Source organism: Acidocella sp. (assembly GCF_035535915.1).
Lineage (GTDB): Bacteria > Pseudomonadota > Alphaproteobacteria > Acetobacterales > Acetobacteraceae > Acidocella.
The window spans coordinates 1-17,073 of record NZ_DATLPB010000083.1 but is presented as its reverse complement, the minus strand read 5'-3'; the positions used below and the strand labels follow the sequence as shown (position 1 = coordinate 17,073).

The following is a 17,073-nucleotide window of genomic DNA, read 5'->3' as shown; positions in this document are numbered from 1 at the left end:
GGGAAGTCAGAAAGCGGCCGCTTTTTTTAAAAAGCGGCGCAAAAATTTTTGTTGACGCTGGGCCATGGGCGGTGAAACCGGCACGGGCCCAAAGTATCAAAGTTTTTTTGCTACTTTTTGTTCACAAAAAGTAGCCTTTCTCCTCCTTCTCTAACGCCGTCCGAGCAGCCCTTGCGGGCGGAGATAGACCACGATGACCAACAGCAGCAGCGCCGGAATCGGCCGCAAGGTCGGCGCCACCAGGTAAGCCGTGATCGTTTCCAGATACCCGACGACATAGGCGGCGATGAGCGAGCCGGAGACGCTGCCCAGGCCGCCCAGCACGACGATGGAGAAGGCGCTCGCCGTGAGCGTGCCGGTATTGGCCGGGCTGGTGCCGAGGAAAGAAGCCAGCAGCACGCCGGCAAGCCCCGCCAGAACGCCGTAAATCGTCCAAACCAGGAGGTAGATTTTGGAAAGCTCAAAACCGAGCATGGTGAGGCCGCGCGGGTTGATCGCCGCCGCCAACAGCGCCTTGCCGATGCGCGTGCGATTCACCAGCAGCCAGAGCAGACCGATCACCACCCAGCAGAGTACCGCGATCATGATCTCGTTGGTCGGCGTGCGCACCCCCGCGATCGACGTGACGCCGCGGATCAAAGGCCGCATCGCCACGGGATTGTCGGTGAACAGATAATCAAGGCCCGACTGGATCATGATGCCCCAGATCAGCGTGCCGGTGAGCACGAAAATCTCCGTCTCATCGGAGGCGATGGCTTTGGAGCGCTGGATCGACCGCACCACCACGAAATACGTGGCGTAGGCGGTCAGAAGCCCGGCCAGAATGCCGAGCAGCGTGCCGCCTACCGCACCAGCCGCGCTATTGCCCGCCACCAGCCAGCCCACCACCGCCGCCACCACCATGATGGCGCCATGCGAAAGATTCAGCACGCCGGAGACACCGAACATCAACGTGAAGCCGGTGGCGCCCAGCGCGTAAAGCGCACTGATCGCGAACCCATCAATGAGAATTTGCAGTAGAAGATGCATGCGCCCTCCCCGGATACGTACCCGTGCCGGTTGTTTCTGGTCCGGCGGGCGGCCTGTTCATCCCGGCCGCCACACCATGGCTATTCGTTGCGCCGTCTCTTTGTCGCGCCGGCTGCTATTGCGCGGCGAGCTTGATGAAGGACGGGAAGACCAGCTTGCCGTGGCAGATATTGCTCGGCCACACGCAAACCTGCTTGCCGTTCTGCCACTGGATATCGACGCCGGTGACGAAGCCCGGCCCCACTTTCATCGCATGGGTGAAAGGATCGTTCCTGCCGTAGAACTGCACGCGGCCGAGCGTGCCGACATAATTCGTCTGCTCCAGCGCCGTGACCATCTTGTCCGGATCCGTCGAGCCGGCCCGCTTCACCGCGTCGGCGATGATGAACACGTCGTCATAGGCCGTATACCCGTCATAAGCCGGCGTGGCGCCATAGCGTTTCTCGTAGGCCTCGGTGAAGGGAATGGTCTTCGGCGTGACGGCCACACCGGGGGCGGCGGCGCTGGCGGTGATCACCCCTTCCGTCGCGCCATGCGTATCATCCCAGAACGTGCTTGTCGTTGCCTGAGAACTTTGCCCGGCCATCGGGATCGGCACCTGCAGATCGTGCCATTGCACGGTCGGCTGCACGCCCACATGGCTGATGCCGGTCACGATCAGATTCGGATGCAACGCTTCGATATTGTTGAAAATCGGGGTGAAATCCGTGGTGTCCGGATTGAAGCGGACATGGCCGAGCACCTTCACGCCCTCTTTGGGCAGGCATTGCAGATATTCATCGTCGAGCGGCTTGGTCCAGGCCGCGTCCTCGCTCATCACCACCGCGCTCTGCACGTGATACGGCTTCACCAGCAGGTCGCCGATCCCGTCGCAAATGACATCCGCGAGCGCCTTGGAATTGATCCAGCCGTGAAACATGTATTTGTAGCGGTCATAGTTCGCATGGACCATTCCCGGAATGGCGGTGCTGGCGGCGCCGGGTGTGATGGTGGGCATATGCAGCCGCGCCGCCCAGGGTTCGACCGCCAGCGCCACTTCCGAAATATAGCTGGCGATCACCGCGTTCACATGGTCCTGGTTCACCGCACGCTGGAAGGCCCGCACCGCGTCGGAGGCCGAGGAATGATCGTCATAAACGAAAAGCTGGATCGGCTGCCCGTTGAACCCACCTTGGGCGTTGATCTGGTCTACCGCCAGTTGCGCCGCTTTGGTGAGTGATGCGCCGGCCACCGACGAAGCCTCGCCGATCACGCCGATTTTCAAAGGCGGCCCATCCGCCTTGGCGGGATGCAACCCGGCGCTGCTGAGCGCCAAAATCGCGGCCGCACCGGACACGCCGGACAACCATCTGGTCAAATGTTTGGATCGTTTCATATCGTCGCTCCCGCTCTCGTTTTTGTCGTTTTTCGGGTCTCGTATCGGCCTTGCTGGCGCCGGATGATCTCGAATTTCAGCCGCTTGAACTTCGCTCTCTGCGCATTTTTTGCATTGCGCTCGATAAACAACTCGATTTTTTATTTTTCACTCGTAACGCCACCGCGTTGAATATGTCAACGACATATGGCGACATATATTGCAGACGCCGGCCGCTTATTTGCGGTGCAGCATCATCCGCCGCCTTGGCCTTGCAAAATCGCGAGTTCGTATGACAAATCTTCTGCCCTTCCTTCACACCTTGCTCAGTTTTGCGGTCGCGTTCGTCCTCGGCACGCTGATCGGCGCCGAACGGCAATGGCGGCAGCGCTCAGCTGGGCTGCGCACCACGGTGCTGGTGGCGCTCGGCTCCGCGGCTTTCGCCCATCTGGGCGTGCAACTGGCCGGCCTGGACGGTTCCACGCGCATTGTCGCCTATATCGTGTCCGGCATGGGGTTCCTTGGCGCCGGCGTCATTTTAAAAGAGGGCGCGAACATACGCGGCCTCAACACCGCCGGCACGCTGTGGTGTGCGGCCGCGGTCGGCGCCTTTGCCGGCTGCGACTATCCGGCAGAGGCGACCGCGCTGACCATCTTCGTGCTGGCCGGCAACACGCTGCTGCGCCCCCTGGTGAATTATATCAACCGGATCCCCGTCGACGCCCGCTTCAGCGAGGCCCAATACACGGTCCATGCCATGTGCCGGCCCGAAGCGGTGGCCGATGTCCGCGATCTTTTGTTCGACATTCTGGAAACAGCGCATTATCCGGTGCGGGAAATCGCGCTGCTCACCGAAAATGAAGATATTGTCGAACTCGGCGCCACGCTGGTCGCGTCGAGCGCGCAGCTCGCGGAGTTGGACGAAGTGGTCATCCAGCTCGAACGCTCGCCTTTGGTGAAAAACGCGACCTGGACCTCCAGCCCAACCGGCTGACCGGGGCATGGTCACGGATATGTGAACCCGCTGGCGCGGGCATAATCGGCTTGCCGCTTTGCACAAAAACGAAAGAATCCAGAACAATTCTTGACACTCCCTGAAGAGAGCTTACCTTTCGAGAGACGCAAGTGAAGTTCGTGCTGACTCCGTCCGCCAGTCGGAATGTTGCGCAGCGGGCGGTTTCCTGAAAAACGAGCGGGAGCTCAACGCATGGGAAACGCACCGGAACTTTGGCTTTTGGTCGTCTATAGCTGCGGCGTTCTGGCGCTCGTGGCGGCGATGGTCGGCGGCTCCGCCATTCTGGGCCAGCGCCATGTGACGCGCGCGACGATCCAGCCCTTCGAGAGCGGCATCTTACCGACGGCGGATGCGCGCTTACGCTTTCCCATCCAGTTCTATCTCGTCGCCATGCTGTTCGTGGTGTTCGATCTTGAGAGCGTGTTCATTTATGCCTGGGCGGTGGCGCTCCGTCCGGCCGGATGGAACGGCTATCTCGCAATGCTCAGCTTCATCGTGATTCTGCTCGCGGCCCTCGCCTATCTCTGGCGCATCGGCGCCCTGGAATGGGGACCGCACGGCCGGCTGCGCCAAGCCGGCAATCTGCGGTGACGGCCGATGGCCGGGATCCTCAGCCGGACCCATGACGCTCCGCCGGCCGCCCCGCCGGCGGCGCATGGCTCGTTCACCGATGCGGTGCGGCGCAATCTGGTGCTGGGCAAATTGCAGGACATGGTGGCCTGGGGGCAGAAGAACTCCCTGTGGCCGTTCAATTTCGGGCTTTCCTGCTGCTACGTGGAAATGGCCACCTCCTTCACCAGCAAATTCGACATTGCGCGCTTCGGCTCCGAAGTGCTGCGCGCCACGCCGCGCGAGGCGGACGTGATCGTCATTTCCGGCACTGTGTTCGTGAAAATGGCGCCGGTGATCAAATATCTTTACGACCAGATGCTGGAGCCGCGCTGGGTGATCTCCATGGGCTCTTGCGCCAATTCCGGCGGCATGTACGACATTTACAGCGTGGTGCAGGGCGTCGACAGTTTCCTGCCCGTCGATGTCTATGTCCCCGGCTGTCCGCCCCGGCCCGACGCTTTGTTCGAGGGGCTGATGCTGCTGCAGAAGGCGGTGGCCAGCGACCGGCGGCCGCTGAGCTGGATGGTGGGGCCGCAAGGGGTGGTGCGCGCGCCCCGGCCGAGCCAGCGCGACGCCAAGCGCGCCTGGCGCCGACAGACGACCACGCTCGAGTCACCAGACCACGTGTGAGGGAGGGAGGCGATGTTGCAGACCGTGCCAGGCCGCATCGCCGATGCCCCGATTTTCCGCGAACTCGCGACAAGGCTCGGCGACGAGGCCTTCACGGTGCAGCACACGGCCGACGCCATCCCCACCGCCTGGGTCACGCCGGACCGTCTGCTGCAAACACTGCGAGTCCTCAAAAACGAAATCCCCAACCCGTACCGGATGCTGTTCGACCTCACCGCGATCGACGAGCGGTCGCGCATCCATCGCGAGGGCCAGCCGGCGGCCGATTTCACCGCAGTCTATCATCTGATCTCGTTCGGCCGTAACGAGGATCTCCGCCTCAAAGTGGCGCTCGCCGGCACCGCGCCGCATCTGCCCAGCATCAGCTTCCTGTGGGCCAACGCCAATTGGTACGAGCGCGAAGTGTGGGACATGTTCGGCATCGTATTCGACGATCATCCGCATCTCACCCGCATCCTCACGCCGCGCCATTGGAGCGGTCACGCGCTGCGCAAGGAGCATTACGCCCGCGCCACGGAAATGGGGGTCTATGATCTCACCGAAGACAAGGAGATCGCCGAACAGGAGGCGCTGCGTTTCCGTCCCGAGGAATGGGGCCTGAAGCGGCACAGCGAGACCAGCGATTTCATGTTCCTCAATATGGGGCCGAACCATCCCAGCGTGCACGGCGTGTTCCGCCTGGTGTTGCAGCTCGAGGGCGAGGAAATCGTCGACGTCGTGCCGGAAATCGGCTTCCATCATCGCGGCGCCGAGAAAATGGGCGAGCGGCAATCCTGGCACAGTTTCATCCCGTATACCGACCGCATCGATTATCTCAGCGGCGTGATGAATAATTTCCCCTACGTACTGGCGGTGGAACAGCTCGCCGGCATCACCATTCCGCCGCGCGCGCAAATGATCCGCGTGATGCTCGCCGAACTGTTCCGCATCATCAGCCATCTGGTGTTCTTCGGCACCATGTCGCAGGATGTCGGCCAGCTTTCCCCGGTCTTCTACATGTTCACCGACCGCGAGCGCGCCTTCGAGATCGTCGAAGCAATCTGCGGCTTCCGGATGCATCCCTCCTGGTTCCGCATCGGCGGCGTCGCCGCGGATCTTCCGCAGGGCTGGCAGAAACTGATTGCCGATTTCTGCGCCTATCTGCCGAAGCGGCTCGATGAATATGAGCGGCTGGTGATGCGCAACCGCATTTTCAAAGCCCGCGCGGTCGGCATCGGCGCCTATACGCTGGACGAGGCGATCGAATGGGGCGTGACCGGGCCGGGTTTGCGCGCCTGCGGCTTCGCGTGGGATTGCCGCAAGGCCCGCCCCTATTCCGGCTACGACCAGTTGGAGTTCGATGTGCCGACCGCCATCCATGGCGATTGCTATGACCGCGTGGTGGTGCATATCGAGGAAATGCGCCAGAGCCTGCGGATCATCCGCCAATGCCTGAACAACATGCCCGGCGGGGCCTACAAAGCCGACCACCCTTTAACAACGCCGCCGCCGCGGGCGCGCACGCTGCACGACATCGAAACGCTGATCACGCATTTTCTCAATGTCAGCTGGGGGCCGGTGATTCCGCCTGGCGAAGCCTGTTTCACCATCGAGGCGAGCAAGGGCATGAACGGCTATTATCTGGTCAGCGATGGTAACACGATGTCCTACCGCACGCGCATCCGCACCCCGTCTTTTCCGCATCTGCAAATGATCCCGCTGATCAGCCGCGGCAGTTTCGTCGCCGACCTGATCGCGCTGATCGGCAGCATCGATTTCGTGATGGCCGATGTCGACCGCTGACGCCCCGCCCCCCTTGAGCACCGAGGAAAGCGCGCACATCGCCGCACTCGCCGCGCATGGGGAAACGCCGCGCTCCGCCTGCATCGAGGCGCTCAAATATATCCAGTCGCGCCATGGCTGGGTGAATGACGACCGGCTCGCCGCCGCCGCGCCCCTGCTCGGCATGTCGGCTGCCGAGCTCGACAGCGTCGCCACCTTCTACAACCTGATTTTCCGCGAGCCTGTGGGCCGGCACGTGATTTTTCTCTGCGACAGCGTCTCGTGCTGGATCATGGGGCGGGAGCGCGTCTGCGCGAAGCTGCGCGAGCGCCTTGGCATTTCCCAAGGCGAGACCACGGCGGACGGCGCCTACACGCTGCTGCCGATTGTCTGCCTCGGCCATTGCGACCATGCCCCCGCGATGCTGATCGGCGAGACGCTGTACGGCGATGTCGATGCCGCACAATTCAATGGACTGTTCCCGCCGGGGGCACGCGGGCCATGACTGAAACGCCGCTTACCGCCAACATTCGACGTGGCGAAATAAGAGGTGGCGAACCGCTCGATCTCGACGCCTATGAACGCGCCGGCGGCTACCGCGCGGCGCGCCGTGCGGTGACGCAGATGACGCCGAAAGACGTGATCGACATCGTCACCCAATCCAAGCTGCGGGGCCGCGGCGGCGCCGGGTTTTCCACCGGCCTCAAATGGAGCCTGGTGCCCGCGCGCGACGCCGCGCCGCCGCCGCGTTATCTGGTGGTGAACGCGGATGAAATGGAACCCGGCACGTTCAAGGACCGGCTGCTGCTGGAAGGCGATCCGCACCAGATGATCGAGGCGGTCATCATCGCTGCTTACGCGATCCAGGCCGATATCGCCTATATTTTTCTGCGCGGCGAATATCATCTCGCCGCCCGGCGCCTGCAAAAGGCGATCGATGAGGCCACGGCGCGCCGCTATATCGGCCCGCATTGCTTCGGCGCGGATTTCGGCCTGGCGGTGCATCTGCACACCAGCGGCGGGCGCTATATTTGCGGCGAGGAAACCGCCTTGCTCACGGCGCTGGAAGGCTACCGCGCCATTCCCCGCGCCAAACCGCCCTTCCCGCAGATCAGCGGCCTGTGGGGCCGGCCCACCGTGGTCAATAATGTCGAAACCCTGTGCAACGTGCCGCATATTATCAACAATGGCGCGGCGTGGTTCATCGGCCTTGGCCTCGGTGCGGACAGCGGCACGAAGATTTTCGGCGCCAGCGGCCGCGTGCGCCGGCCCGGCACCTGGGAATTGCCGATGGGCACGCCACTCCGCGAAATCCTCGAAGACCACGCCGGCGGCATGCAGGAAGGTTACGAGCTGCGCGGCGTGTTGCCCGGCGGCGCCTCCACCGGCTTCATCATGGCAGCCGATCTCGACGTGGCGATGAATTATGCCGATATCGAGAAATGCGGCAGCCGGCTCGGCACCGGCGCGGTCATCGTGCTCGACCAGGGCACCTGCCCGGTCGGCATGCTGCGTAATCTCGAACATTTTTTCGCGCAGGAATCCTGCGGCTGGTGCACGCCCTGCCGCGACGGCCTGCCCTGGGTCGAACGTTTGCTGGCCGGCATCGAAGAGGGCGACGGGGCGGAGGCGGATCTCGTGATTCTCGAAGAGCATGTCGGCCTGCTCGGCCCCGGCCGCACCTTTTGCGCACATGCGCCGGGGGCGATGGCCCCGCTCGCCACCGGGCTGAAATATTTCCGTGCCGATTTCGAGCGGCATGTGCACGACAAACATTGTCCGTGGAGGTAGGCGATGGCGCGCATCCAGATCGACGGGCGAACCATCGAGGCCGATCCACGGCACAATCTGCTGCAAGTGGCGCTCGCGCACGGCATCGACCTGCCTTATTTCTGCTGGCATCCGGCTTTGGGCTCGGTCGGCGCCTGCCGGCAATGCGCCGTCAAGCAATTCTCCTCACCCGACGACCAGCATGGCAGGCTCGTCATGGCCTGCATGACGCCCGCCGCCGAGAACGCCCGCATCTCCGTAACCGATGCGGAAGCCGCCGCGTTTCGCGCCCGCGTGATCGAATGGATGATGACCAACCATCCGCATGATTGCCCGGTCTGCGAAGAAGGCGGCGAATGCCATTTGCAGGACATGACGGTGATGACCGGGCATGCCTATCGCCGCTACCGCTTCACCAAACGCACGCACCGCAACCAATATCTCGGCCCGTTCGTGAAGCATGAGATGAATCGCTGCATCGCCTGTTACCGCTGCGTGCGGTTTTACCGGGACTATGCCGGCGGCGACGATCTCGACGTTTATGCCGCCCACAACAACGTGTATTTCGGCCGCGCTGAAGATGGCGTGTTGCGCAGCCCGTTCAGCGGCAATCTTGTGGAAGTCTGCCCGACCGGCGTGTTCACCGACAAGCCGCTCTCCGCCGCCTATAACCGCAAATGGGATCTGCGCGGCGCGCCCTCCGTCTGCGTGCAGTGCGGCCATGGCTGCAACATTCAGGTGAGCGAGCGCGGCGGCCAAATACGGCGCATTCTCAACCGCTTCAACGCGCAGGTGAACGGTTATTTCCTCTGCGACCGCGGCCGCTTCGGCTATGGGTTCGCGAACGGCGCGCACCGCCCCACGTTGCCGATGATACGGGACGGTTCCGGCATGGTCCGGGCGGCGCCAAAAAAGCTTGCGCTCGAGCATTTGGCAACTTCGGCGCGCGAGAGCCGGAAAATCATCGGCATCGGCTCACCGCGCGCCTCGCTGGAAGCGAATTTCTGCCTGCGCGAACTGGTCGGCGCCGACTCCTTCTTTTCCGGCATGGCAGCCGCCGAGGCGGCGTGTGTGGGCGAAATTCTCAACGCCTACCGCGCCGGGCTGCCGGCGGCGCGCCTGGAGGAGATTGAAGCGGCCGATGCCGTTCTGGTGCTGGGCGAGGATGTCGCCAACACCGCGCCGCGCTTGGCACTGGCTTTGCGCCAGGCGGTGCGTTCCGCCGCGCACGAGGCCGCCGACCGGCTGAAACTCTCGCCCTGGCAGGACGCGGCAATCCGCATCGCCGCGCAGGAGGCCCGCGCGCCGCTCATCATCGCCTCGCCCTTCCCCACAGCGCTCGATGACATCGCCCACATCGTTCTCCCCACAACCCCGGCGCAGATGCTCGATTTCGCGCGGGCACTGCAGGTCGCGCTCGCCGCCGACGCCCCAGGCGGCGATGGCGATGTCGCCACCATCGCCCGGCTTTTGCACGCGGCGAAACGCCCCATCGTCGTCGCCGGCTGTGCGCTGGGTGTGCGGGCTCTGCCGGCCAGCGCCGCGATGATCGTGCAAGGGCTGCGGGCACGGAACATCGATGCGCGCCTGGCCTTCGCGGTGCCGGAATGCAACAGTTTGGGCCTTGCGATGATGCAGGCGCCCCCGATCGAAGCGGCGCTGCAAGCTGACGCCGGCGCCGTCATCGTTTTGGAAAACGACCTTGCCCGCCGCCTGGCGCCGCACGACATGGCCGCCTTGTTCGACGGCAAAAAGACCTTCGTGGTGCTCGACCATATCCCAACGCCGACCACCGCGCGGGCGGATGTCCTGCTCCCCTGCGCCAATTTCGCGGAATGCGAGGGCACTTACGTCAATGCCGAAGGGCGGGCGCAGCGTGGCTTCGCGGTGGCACCGCCGCCGGGCGACGCCGCCCCCGGCTGGGCCTGGCTGCGCGACCTCGCCGCCGCCCTCGGCCGCGCGAACCCGCCGCCGGATTTTGATGCCGTGATGCGCAGCCTCGCCGTGGCGCTGCCGGAATTTTCCGGCATTGAGGCGGCCGCGCCGGGCGCCTCGTTCCGCATCGCCGGGCAGCGTTTGCGCAGCGAGCCGCATCGCTATAGCGGCCGCACCGCCGTAGAGGCCGCGCGCACGGTGCATGAGCCGCAGGCATTCCAGCCGGAGGCCGCGCCGTTTACCGGCACGATGGAAGGCTATTACGGCGCCATGCCGGCCGCGTTGTTCCCGTTCTTCTGGGCGCCCGGCTGGAATTCCGGCCAATCCTTGCATAAATTCCAGGACGAAAGCGGGGCGATGCGCCTCGGCCCGTCGGGCGTGCGTCTGTTCGGCAAAATGGCCGCCACGCCCCTCGCCGCACCGGCGGCGCCACCGGAAGCGGCACCTGCCGACGGCACGCTTCTGCTGCTGCCGCAAGACCATGTTTTCGGCAGCGAGGAGTTGAGCGCGCGCGCGCCGGCGATCGCCGAGCTCATACAAGCCGCCTCACTCTGCGTCAGCGCGGCCGAGGCCGAGCGATTCGGTTTGCGCCAGAACATGCCGGCCACGCTCGCGATCGGCGCGGAAACAATGCGGCTGACCGTCAACATCGTCGCCGGCCTCAGCGCCGGCATCGCCACGGTGAGCGCCGGCTGGCCGCAAACCGCCTGGCTCTGCGGCCCAATGCGGGCCACGCCGCGCCCCGACAAGGCGGAGGCCGCGCCATGATCCTGCTTAATCTGCTCGATATTATCGGCATTCTTCTGGTTCTGGTCATCGCCGCAGCCGGGCTCACCTGGATCGAGCGGCGCCTGCTCGGCTTCTGGCAGGACCGCCGCGGCCCGAACCGCGTCGGCCCGTTCGGCTCGCTGCAGGTGCTGGCGGACATGCTGAAAATTCTCTTCAAGCAGGACTGGGTGCCGCCTTTCGCCGACCGCGCCCTCTTCGTGCTGGCGCCGGCAATGGTCATGGCGACGGCGCTGCTCGCCTTCGCGGTGGTACCGGTCACGCCATCCATCGGCATTGTCGGCAATCTCAATATCGGTGTGCTGTTCTTTCTCGCCGTCACTTCGCTCTCGGTCTATGGCGTGGTCCTCGCGGGCTGGTCGTCCAACAATAAATTCTCGCTCCTGGGCGGCATGCGCGCCACCGCGCAACTGGTCAGCTACGAAGTGTTCATGGGCCTGTCGCTGATCGGCGTGGTCATGCTCGCTGGCTCGTTCAGCCTCGCCGACATCGTGCGCGCGCAGCGCCATGTATGGTTCATCCTGCCGCAATTTCCGGGGTTTCTGCTGTTCCTCATCGCCGGCATCGCGGAGACGCACCGGCTGCCCTTCGACCTTCCGGAAGGCGAGAACGAACTCGGCGCCGGATTTCACACCGAATATTCCGGCATGAAATTCGGCATGTTCTTCATCGGCGAATATGTCGGCATCCTGGTGATCGCGGCGATGACCACCATTCTGTTCCTCGGCGGCTGGCAGGGGCCAATGCTGCCGCCGCTGCTCTGGTTCCTGGGCAAAACCGCTGTGCTCGTCGCCTTTTTCATCCTGCTGCGCGCCGCCTTGCCGCGGCCGCGCTACGACCAGCTGATGGCGCTCGGCTGGAAGCTCATGCTGCCGCTCTCTCTGCTCAACATCGCCGTCACCGGGGCGATCATGCTCGCCTGGCCCGGCGGATAGGAGAATTCCATGTTCAGCACGCTGCAAACACTCTGGCTGACCTTCCTGCATCTCTTTCACCGCAGCGAAACCGTGCAATATCCCGAGCAGAAACCCTATCTGGCGCCGCGTTATCGCGGCCGCATCGTGCTGACGCGCGACCCGGACGGCGCGGAACGTTGCGTCTCCTGCTATCTCTGCGCCGTGGCCTGCCCCGTGGCCTGCATCAGCCTGCAAAAGGCCGAGGAAGCCGGGCGCTGGTATCCGGAATATTTTCGCATCAATTTCTCCCGCTGCATTTTCTGCGGCTTTTGCGAAGAGGCCTGCCCGACCAACGCCATCCAGCTCACCCCGGATTTCGAAATGTGCGAATATGAGCGGCCGAACCTCGTATATGAAAAAGAGGATCTTCTGATCAACGGCACCGGCAAATATCCCGGCTATAATTTCTATCGTGTCTCCGGCCTGGCCATTCCGGGTAAGGACAAAGGCGAGGCGGAGCATGAGCGGCCACCGGTCGATATCCATTCCCTGCTACCTTAAGGAACGCGCCATGAGCACGACCTTCTATATCGCCGCCTTCGTCGCCTTGCTCGCCACGCTGCTCACCATCACCCGCACCAACGGCGTGCATGCGCTGCTTTACCTCATCGTCTCGCTGCTCGCCGTGGCCTTGGTCTTCTACACGCTGGGCGCCGGCTTCGCCGCTGCGCTGGAGGTCATCATCTATGCCGGCGCCATCATGGTGCTGTTCGTGTTCGTGGTGATGATGCTCAATCTCGGCGAAAAGGCGGCCGGCCGCGAAGCGCAATGGATCGCGCCGCAGATCTGGATCGGCCCCTCGATCCTCTCCGCCATTCTCGCTTTGCAGCTGCTGCTCACCCTGGCGCACCAGAAGGCCTGGCCGATCGCGCAGAACGCGGTGCCGCCTTCCCAGGTCGGCATCGTGCTGTTCGGCCCTTATCTGCTCTGCGTCGAGCTCGCCTCGATGCTGCTGCTCGCCGCCCTGGTCGGCGCCTATCACATCGCCCATGGCGAGGGAGGCATCGCGTCATGATGACCGCGCCCCTGCAGCATGCTCTGTATCTGGCGATTTTCCTGTTCGCGCTCGGCGTCACCGGCGTGCTGGTGCGGCGCAACCTGCTGTTCATTTTGATGTCGATTGAAATCATGCTGAACGCCGCGGGCCTTGCCTTCATCACCGCCGCCGCCCGCTGGGGCCAGGCTGACGGGCAGGTGATGTTCCTGTTCATTCTCTCGCTGGCCGCCGCCGAAGTTTCCGTGGGTCTTGCCTTGATCATCCGCATCCGCCACCGGCTCACCACGCTCGATGCCGATGCCGCCAACCTCATGCAAGGGTGACGCGCCATGGCGTTTCTCGTGCTGGTTCCGCTTCTGCCCTTGCTCGGTTCAGCTTTGCTGATCTTGAGCGAAGGGCGGCTGCCGCCGCGCCTCGTCGCCTTGGTTGGCGTCGGCAGCGTTGCTCTTTCAGCGGTCATTGCCACATGGCTCGCCATCGCCTTTCTCACCGGGCCAGACCAGCATGTCACGCTCACCCTCTGGCAATGGGTGCGCATCGGCGCGTTCGCGCCAACGGTCAGCCTCTATCTCGACCCGCTGTCGCTGGTGATGATGCTCGTCGTCACCATCATCGGTAGCCTGATTCTGCTTTACGCCGTGGATTTCATGGCCGGCGACGAAGGCTATAGCCGCTTCTTCGCCTATATGGACCTGTTCGTCGCGGCGATGCTGCTGCTGGTGCTGGCCGGCGACTTGTTGGCGCTCTATGTCGGCTGGGAGGGTGTCGGGCTGTGCAGCTATCTGCTCATCGGCTTCTGGTACCAGGACCCAGCCAACGGCCTCGCGGCGCGCAAAGCCTTCATCGTCACCCGCATCGGCGACACCGGCTTCATGCTCGGCCTGTTCCTCATTTTCACGCAATTGCACACGCTGCAAATCCAGCCCGTGCTGGCCCAGGCGCAAACCTCCTGGCACGTGGGCTCGCTGGCCGCCACGCTCGCCGCCGCCTTGCTGCTCACCGGCGCCATCGGCAAATCCGCGCAGGTGCCGCTACAAACCTGGCTGCCGGACGCCATGGCCGGCCCCACGCCGGTGAGCGCGCTGATCCATGCCGCCACCATGGTCACCGCCGGCGTCTATCTCATCGCCCGCACGCATACCCTGTTCGCCTTGGCGCCCGTCGTGCTCGCCGCCGTGGGCGTCATCGGCACCATCACCTTGCTCATCGCCGCCTTCGCCGCGCTGAACCAAAGCGACATCAAGCGCATCCTCGCTTATTCCACCATCAGCCAGATCGGCTACATGTTTCTCGCCCTCGGCGTCGGCGCCTGGAGCGCGGCCGTCTTTCACCTCATGGTGCATGCCTTCTTCAAGGCGCTGCTGTTCCTCGCTGCCGGCGCCATCACCATGCGGCTGCATCACGAGCATAACATCTTCCGCATGGGTGGGCTGGCCAAACGCTTGCCGCTCGCCTTCTGGAGTTTCCTCATCGGCAGCGCCTCGCTCGCCGCCCTGCCTTTGATCACCGCCGGGTTTTACAGCAAAGACGCCATTCTCTCCGCCGCCTGGGCGCAAGGGGGCGGCGCGCTTCTGCTCTGGCTCGGCGGCATCGTCACCGCCTTCGTCACCGCTTTGTATATTTTCCGCGCCGTCTTCATCGTGTTTTTCGGCCCGGCGAAAACCGAACCCTCCGGCCGCTATAGCTGGCGCGTGGCCGTGCCGCTCACACTGCTTTCGGTTCTGGCGCTGATCGGCGGCCTGGTGGAAACGCCGCCTGCCCTCGGCGGCATCACATTGTTTTCCCGCCTGCTGGCGCCGGTGTTTCCCAACGCCCCGCCGCCCGCGCCTGTCGCGCTCATCCTGTTCACCGCTTTCATCTCGCTCCTCGGCCTCGGCCTCGCCTACGCGCTGTACTGGCAGATCGGGCCGCGCTTCATCGCCTGGTCCAACAGCCCCGCCATCGCCGCCTGGCGCCGGTTTTTTGCTGAAGGCTGGGCGTTCGACGCGCTCTATCATCGCCTCGTGGTGGCGCCGTTCCTAGCGCTGGTGCGCGCCAACCGCGGGGATTTCATCGACCAGTTCTATACCGGCATCGCCTGGACCTGCCGCTGGCTGCATCAGCGCCTGGGCGCGCTGCAAACCGGGCGGATCCGCTGGTATGCCAGCTGGATCGCCGCCGGCTCGGTGGTCACCATCGCCGTCGCGGTGCTGCGATGATGCTGCTCTGGCTCATCCTCATCCCCTTCCTCGGCGGCATCCTCGCCTGGGCGTTTCGCGGCCCCCACGCGGATGCGCCACGCTGGGTCTCCATCGCCGCGCTGGCCCTGGATCTCCCCGTGCTGGCGCTCGCCTGCCGTGCGCCCTCCGGCGCCTGGCTCGGCCGCCTGAACCTGCCCTGGATCCCGCAGCTCGGCATCAATTTCGAGCTGGGGCTGGACGGGTTGAGCCTGCTCCTGGTGCTGCTCACGCTGCTGCTCGGGATTGTCTCGGTCATCATCTCCTGGACCGAGATCACCGAGCGCACCGGCTTTTTTCATTTCAACCTGATGATGTCGCTCACCGGCACCATCGCCGTGTTCCTGGCGCTGGACCTGTTCCTGTTCTTCTTCGCCTGGGAAGTGATGCTGGTGCCGATGTATTTCCTCATCGCCCTGTGGGGGCATGAGCGGCGCATTTACGCGGCGATCAAATTCTTTCTCTTCACCCAGGGCAGCGGGCTGCTGATGCTGGTCGCCATTCTGGCGCTGGCTTTCGTGCACCAGGCCAAAACCGGGGTTTTCACCTTCGACTATTTCGCCCTGCTCGGCACGCCTATGGCCTGGTCCACGGAATTCTGGATCATGCTCGGATTTTTCATCGCCTTTGCCGTGAAGCTCGCCGCCGTGCCGTTCCATAGCTGGCTGCCCGACGCGCATACCGAGGCGCCGACCGCCGGGTCCGTTCTGCTGGCCGCCGTTCTGCTGAAGGTGGGGGCCTACGGCCTGATCCGGTTCAACATGGCGCTGTTCCCCGAGGCCTCGAAGCACTTCGCCACGCCGATCATGGTGCTCGCGGTGATCGGCATCGTCTACGGGGCGGTGTGCGCGATCGGTCAGCGCGACGTGAAGCGGCTGGTGGCCTACTCCAGCGTGTCCCACCTCGGGTTCGTGGTGCTGGGGCTCTTCGCGCTCACCCAGCAGGCGGTGACCGGCGGGGTGCTGCAGATGGTGAACCACGGGTTGGCGACCGGCGCGCTGTTCCTGCTGGTGGGCATGGTCTATGACCGCACGCACACACGACAGCTGGACCAGCTGGGCGGGCTCGCGAGCGTGATGCCGTGGCTACTTGGCTTCTTCCTGTTCGCGGTCTTCGCGTCCGCCGGCCTGCCCGGGCTCAACGGCTTCGTCGGGGAGTTCCTGGTGATCGTGGGCACGTTCGCGATCAGCCACTGGCTGGGCGCCGTCGCTTCGATCGCGGTCGTGCTCGGCGCGATCTACCTGCTGTGGTCCTACCAGCGCGTGGCGTACGGCTCCGTACGGGACGAGCACCGCGGACTGCGCGACGTGTCGGCTCGCGAGGTCATGGTGATCGTGCCTGTGCTCGCGCTGTTGCTCGTGTTCGGCGTGTACCCGCGGCTCATGACCGATTCCGTCGACCCCGCGACGGCGCGCGTGATCGAACACGTCGCGCCGGACCATGCGACCGACGTCGTTCCCGGCGTCGAGGTCGCCGAACCGGGGAGCGGCGCATGATCGCCCTGCTGCTGCATCTCGCGCAGGCGGCGCCCGCGACGGGACCCGACGCCCCGATCCCCACGCCGGAGCTGGTGTTCCAGCCGATCCTGCCCGAGCTCGCGCTCTGTGCGGCGGGCATCCTGGGGATGCTGTACGAGGCGTTCGCGCGGCGGAGCAACCGCTCTATCCACCTGGGGATCGCGCTCGTCGGTCTGCTCGCGGCCGGCGTGACCGCGAGCAACCTGTGGAGCTGGACCGGCGCCCCATTGGTGCTGGGCGACGCGGTCGCGGTGGATCGGTTCTCGGTCGTCGCCACGATCGTGCTCGTGCTCGTCGCCGCGTTCGGCTGTGTATATGCCTGGCACGAGTCGGGCAGAGCCGAGGCGGTGTATCGCGGCGAGTTCTTCCCGTTGCTGCTGTTCGCGACCGCGGGGATGACCCTGATCGTGGCCGCCAACGACCTGATCGTCGTGTTCCTCGCGCTCGAGATCCTGTCGCTCTCGCTCTACGTGCTGACGGGGCTGTCGAACCGCG

Annotated in this window: 15 protein-coding genes and 1 pseudogene; 14 read left to right on the top strand and 2 right to left on the bottom strand. The window is 64.4% G+C overall.

Going from position 1 to position 17,073, the window contains the following annotated elements; genetic code table 11:
* Window positions 1-150: 150 nt before the first annotated feature.
* Window positions 151-1,029 carry a branched-chain amino acid ABC transporter permease gene (locus VNC39_RS10640; protein ID WP_325398975.1) on the bottom strand — a complete coding sequence of 293 codons (879 nt, stop codon included), beginning with the start codon at window positions 1,027-1,029 and terminating at the stop codon, window positions 151-153.
* 115 nt (window positions 1,030-1,144) lie between these two features.
* Entirely contained in the window at window positions 1,145-2,404 is a 1,260-nt protein-coding gene (locus tag VNC39_RS10635; protein ID WP_325398973.1) for an ABC transporter substrate-binding protein, read from the bottom strand.
* Window positions 2,405-2,675: 271 nt separating this feature from the next.
* Here VNC39_RS10635 and VNC39_RS10630 point away from each other — a divergent pair, with 271 nt between their 5' ends.
* The 14 genes and pseudogenes from VNC39_RS10630 to VNC39_RS10565 all read left to right on the top strand — a co-directional run.
* A complete protein-coding gene (locus tag VNC39_RS10630) occupies window positions 2,676-3,377 on the top strand; it encodes an MgtC/SapB family protein (RefSeq protein WP_325398971.1) in 702 nt (233 codons plus the stop codon).
* A 213-nt stretch (window positions 3,378-3,590) separates the two neighbouring features.
* Window positions 3,591-3,989, top strand: coding sequence for an NADH-quinone oxidoreductase subunit A (locus tag VNC39_RS10625; protein WP_325398969.1), 399 nt, complete (start codon window positions 3,591-3,593; stop codon window positions 3,987-3,989).
* A gap of 6 nt (window positions 3,990-3,995) precedes the next feature.
* Window positions 3,996-4,640 (top strand): NADH-quinone oxidoreductase subunit B, encoded by a 645-nt coding sequence (locus VNC39_RS10620; RefSeq protein ID WP_325398967.1) that lies wholly within the window; start codon window positions 3,996-3,998, stop codon window positions 4,638-4,640.
* A 12-nt stretch (window positions 4,641-4,652) separates the two neighbouring features.
* Window positions 4,653-6,422 carry an NADH-quinone oxidoreductase subunit C/D gene (gene nuoC / locus VNC39_RS10615; protein ID WP_325398965.1) on the top strand — a complete coding sequence of 590 codons (1,770 nt, stop codon included), beginning with the start codon at window positions 4,653-4,655 and terminating at the stop codon, window positions 6,420-6,422.
* A complete protein-coding gene (nuoE, locus tag VNC39_RS10610; RefSeq protein WP_325398963.1) occupies window positions 6,409-6,906 on the top strand; it encodes an NADH-quinone oxidoreductase subunit NuoE in 498 nt (165 codons plus the stop codon). Before nuoC ends, nuoE begins: the two co-directional genes overlap by 14 nt.
* On the top strand, window positions 6,903-8,192 hold the full coding sequence (nuoF, locus tag VNC39_RS10605) for an NADH-quinone oxidoreductase subunit NuoF (protein ID WP_325398961.1): 1,290 nt from the start codon (window positions 6,903-6,905) through the stop codon (window positions 8,190-8,192). Before nuoE ends, nuoF begins: the two co-directional genes overlap by 4 nt.
* Window positions 8,193-8,195: 3 nt before the next feature.
* A complete protein-coding gene (gene nuoG / locus VNC39_RS10600; RefSeq protein WP_325398959.1) occupies window positions 8,196-10,874 on the top strand; it encodes an NADH-quinone oxidoreductase subunit NuoG in 2,679 nt (892 codons plus the stop codon).
* Window positions 10,871-11,827 (top strand): NADH-quinone oxidoreductase subunit NuoH, encoded by a 957-nt coding sequence (nuoH, locus tag VNC39_RS10595; RefSeq protein WP_325398957.1) that lies wholly within the window; start codon window positions 10,871-10,873, stop codon window positions 11,825-11,827. Before nuoG ends, nuoH begins: the two co-directional genes overlap by 4 nt.
* Before the next feature lie 9 nt (window positions 11,828-11,836).
* The gene (nuoI, locus tag VNC39_RS10590; RefSeq protein ID WP_325398955.1) at window positions 11,837-12,349 is read left to right on the top strand and encodes an NADH-quinone oxidoreductase subunit NuoI; all 513 of its coding nucleotides are present in this window, start codon (window positions 11,837-11,839) and stop codon (window positions 12,347-12,349) included.
* Window positions 12,350-12,359: 10 nt separating this feature from the next.
* Entirely contained in the window at window positions 12,360-12,863 is a 504-nt protein-coding gene (nuoJ, locus tag VNC39_RS10585; protein ID WP_325398953.1) for an NADH-quinone oxidoreductase subunit J, read from the top strand.
* The gene (gene nuoK / locus VNC39_RS10580; RefSeq protein WP_325398951.1) at window positions 12,860-13,168 is read left to right on the top strand and encodes an NADH-quinone oxidoreductase subunit NuoK; all 309 of its coding nucleotides are present in this window, start codon (window positions 12,860-12,862) and stop codon (window positions 13,166-13,168) included. The genes nuoJ and nuoK overlap by 4 nt, the downstream gene beginning before the upstream one ends.
* Window positions 13,169-13,174: 6 nt before the next feature.
* Entirely contained in the window at window positions 13,175-15,043 is a 1,869-nt protein-coding gene (nuoL, locus tag VNC39_RS10575; protein WP_325398949.1) for an NADH-quinone oxidoreductase subunit L, read from the top strand.
* Window positions 15,040-16,557 carry a complex I subunit 4 family protein gene (locus tag VNC39_RS10570; protein WP_325398947.1) on the top strand — a complete coding sequence of 506 codons (1,518 nt, stop codon included), beginning with the start codon at window positions 15,040-15,042 and terminating at the stop codon, window positions 16,555-16,557. Before nuoL ends, VNC39_RS10570 begins: the two co-directional genes overlap by 4 nt.
* Window positions 16,554-17,073, top strand: a pseudogene (locus VNC39_RS10565) (hypothetical protein); the annotation flags it as partial. The gene VNC39_RS10570 and the pseudogene VNC39_RS10565, both read left to right, overlap by 4 nt.

What these genes read in the sequence shown, in the direction of transcription:
- VNC39_RS10640 (WP_325398975.1), bottom strand. Translation starts at nt 1,029, where the DNA reads ATGCATCTTCTACTGCAAATTCTCATTGATGGGTTCGCGATCAGTGCG.
- VNC39_RS10635 (WP_325398973.1), bottom strand. Translation starts at nt 2,404, where the DNA reads ATGAAACGATCCAAACATTTGACCAGATGGTTGTCCGGCGTGTCCGGT.
- VNC39_RS10630 (WP_325398971.1), top strand. Translation starts at nt 2,676, where the DNA reads ATGACAAATCTTCTGCCCTTCCTTCACACCTTGCTCAGTTTTGCGGTC.
- VNC39_RS10625 (WP_325398969.1), top strand. Translation starts at nt 3,591, where the DNA reads ATGGGAAACGCACCGGAACTTTGGCTTTTGGTCGTCTATAGCTGCGGC.
- VNC39_RS10620 (WP_325398967.1), top strand. Translation starts at nt 3,996, where the DNA reads ATGGCCGGGATCCTCAGCCGGACCCATGACGCTCCGCCGGCCGCCCCG.
- nuoC (WP_325398965.1), top strand. Translation starts at nt 4,653, where the DNA reads ATGTTGCAGACCGTGCCAGGCCGCATCGCCGATGCCCCGATTTTCCGC.
- nuoE (WP_325398963.1), top strand. Translation starts at nt 6,409, where the DNA reads ATGTCGACCGCTGACGCCCCGCCCCCCTTGAGCACCGAGGAAAGCGCG.
- nuoF (WP_325398961.1), top strand. Translation starts at nt 6,903, where the DNA reads ATGACTGAAACGCCGCTTACCGCCAACATTCGACGTGGCGAAATAAGA.
- nuoG (WP_325398959.1), top strand. Translation starts at nt 8,196, where the DNA reads ATGGCGCGCATCCAGATCGACGGGCGAACCATCGAGGCCGATCCACGG.
- nuoH (WP_325398957.1), top strand. Translation starts at nt 10,871, where the DNA reads ATGATCCTGCTTAATCTGCTCGATATTATCGGCATTCTTCTGGTTCTG.
- nuoI (WP_325398955.1), top strand. Translation starts at nt 11,837, where the DNA reads ATGTTCAGCACGCTGCAAACACTCTGGCTGACCTTCCTGCATCTCTTT.
- nuoJ (WP_325398953.1), top strand. Translation starts at nt 12,360, where the DNA reads ATGAGCACGACCTTCTATATCGCCGCCTTCGTCGCCTTGCTCGCCACG.
- nuoK (WP_325398951.1), top strand. Translation starts at nt 12,860, where the DNA reads ATGATGACCGCGCCCCTGCAGCATGCTCTGTATCTGGCGATTTTCCTG.
- nuoL (WP_325398949.1), top strand. Translation starts at nt 13,175, where the DNA reads ATGGCGTTTCTCGTGCTGGTTCCGCTTCTGCCCTTGCTCGGTTCAGCT.
- VNC39_RS10570 (WP_325398947.1), top strand. Translation starts at nt 15,040, where the DNA reads ATGATGCTGCTCTGGCTCATCCTCATCCCCTTCCTCGGCGGCATCCTC.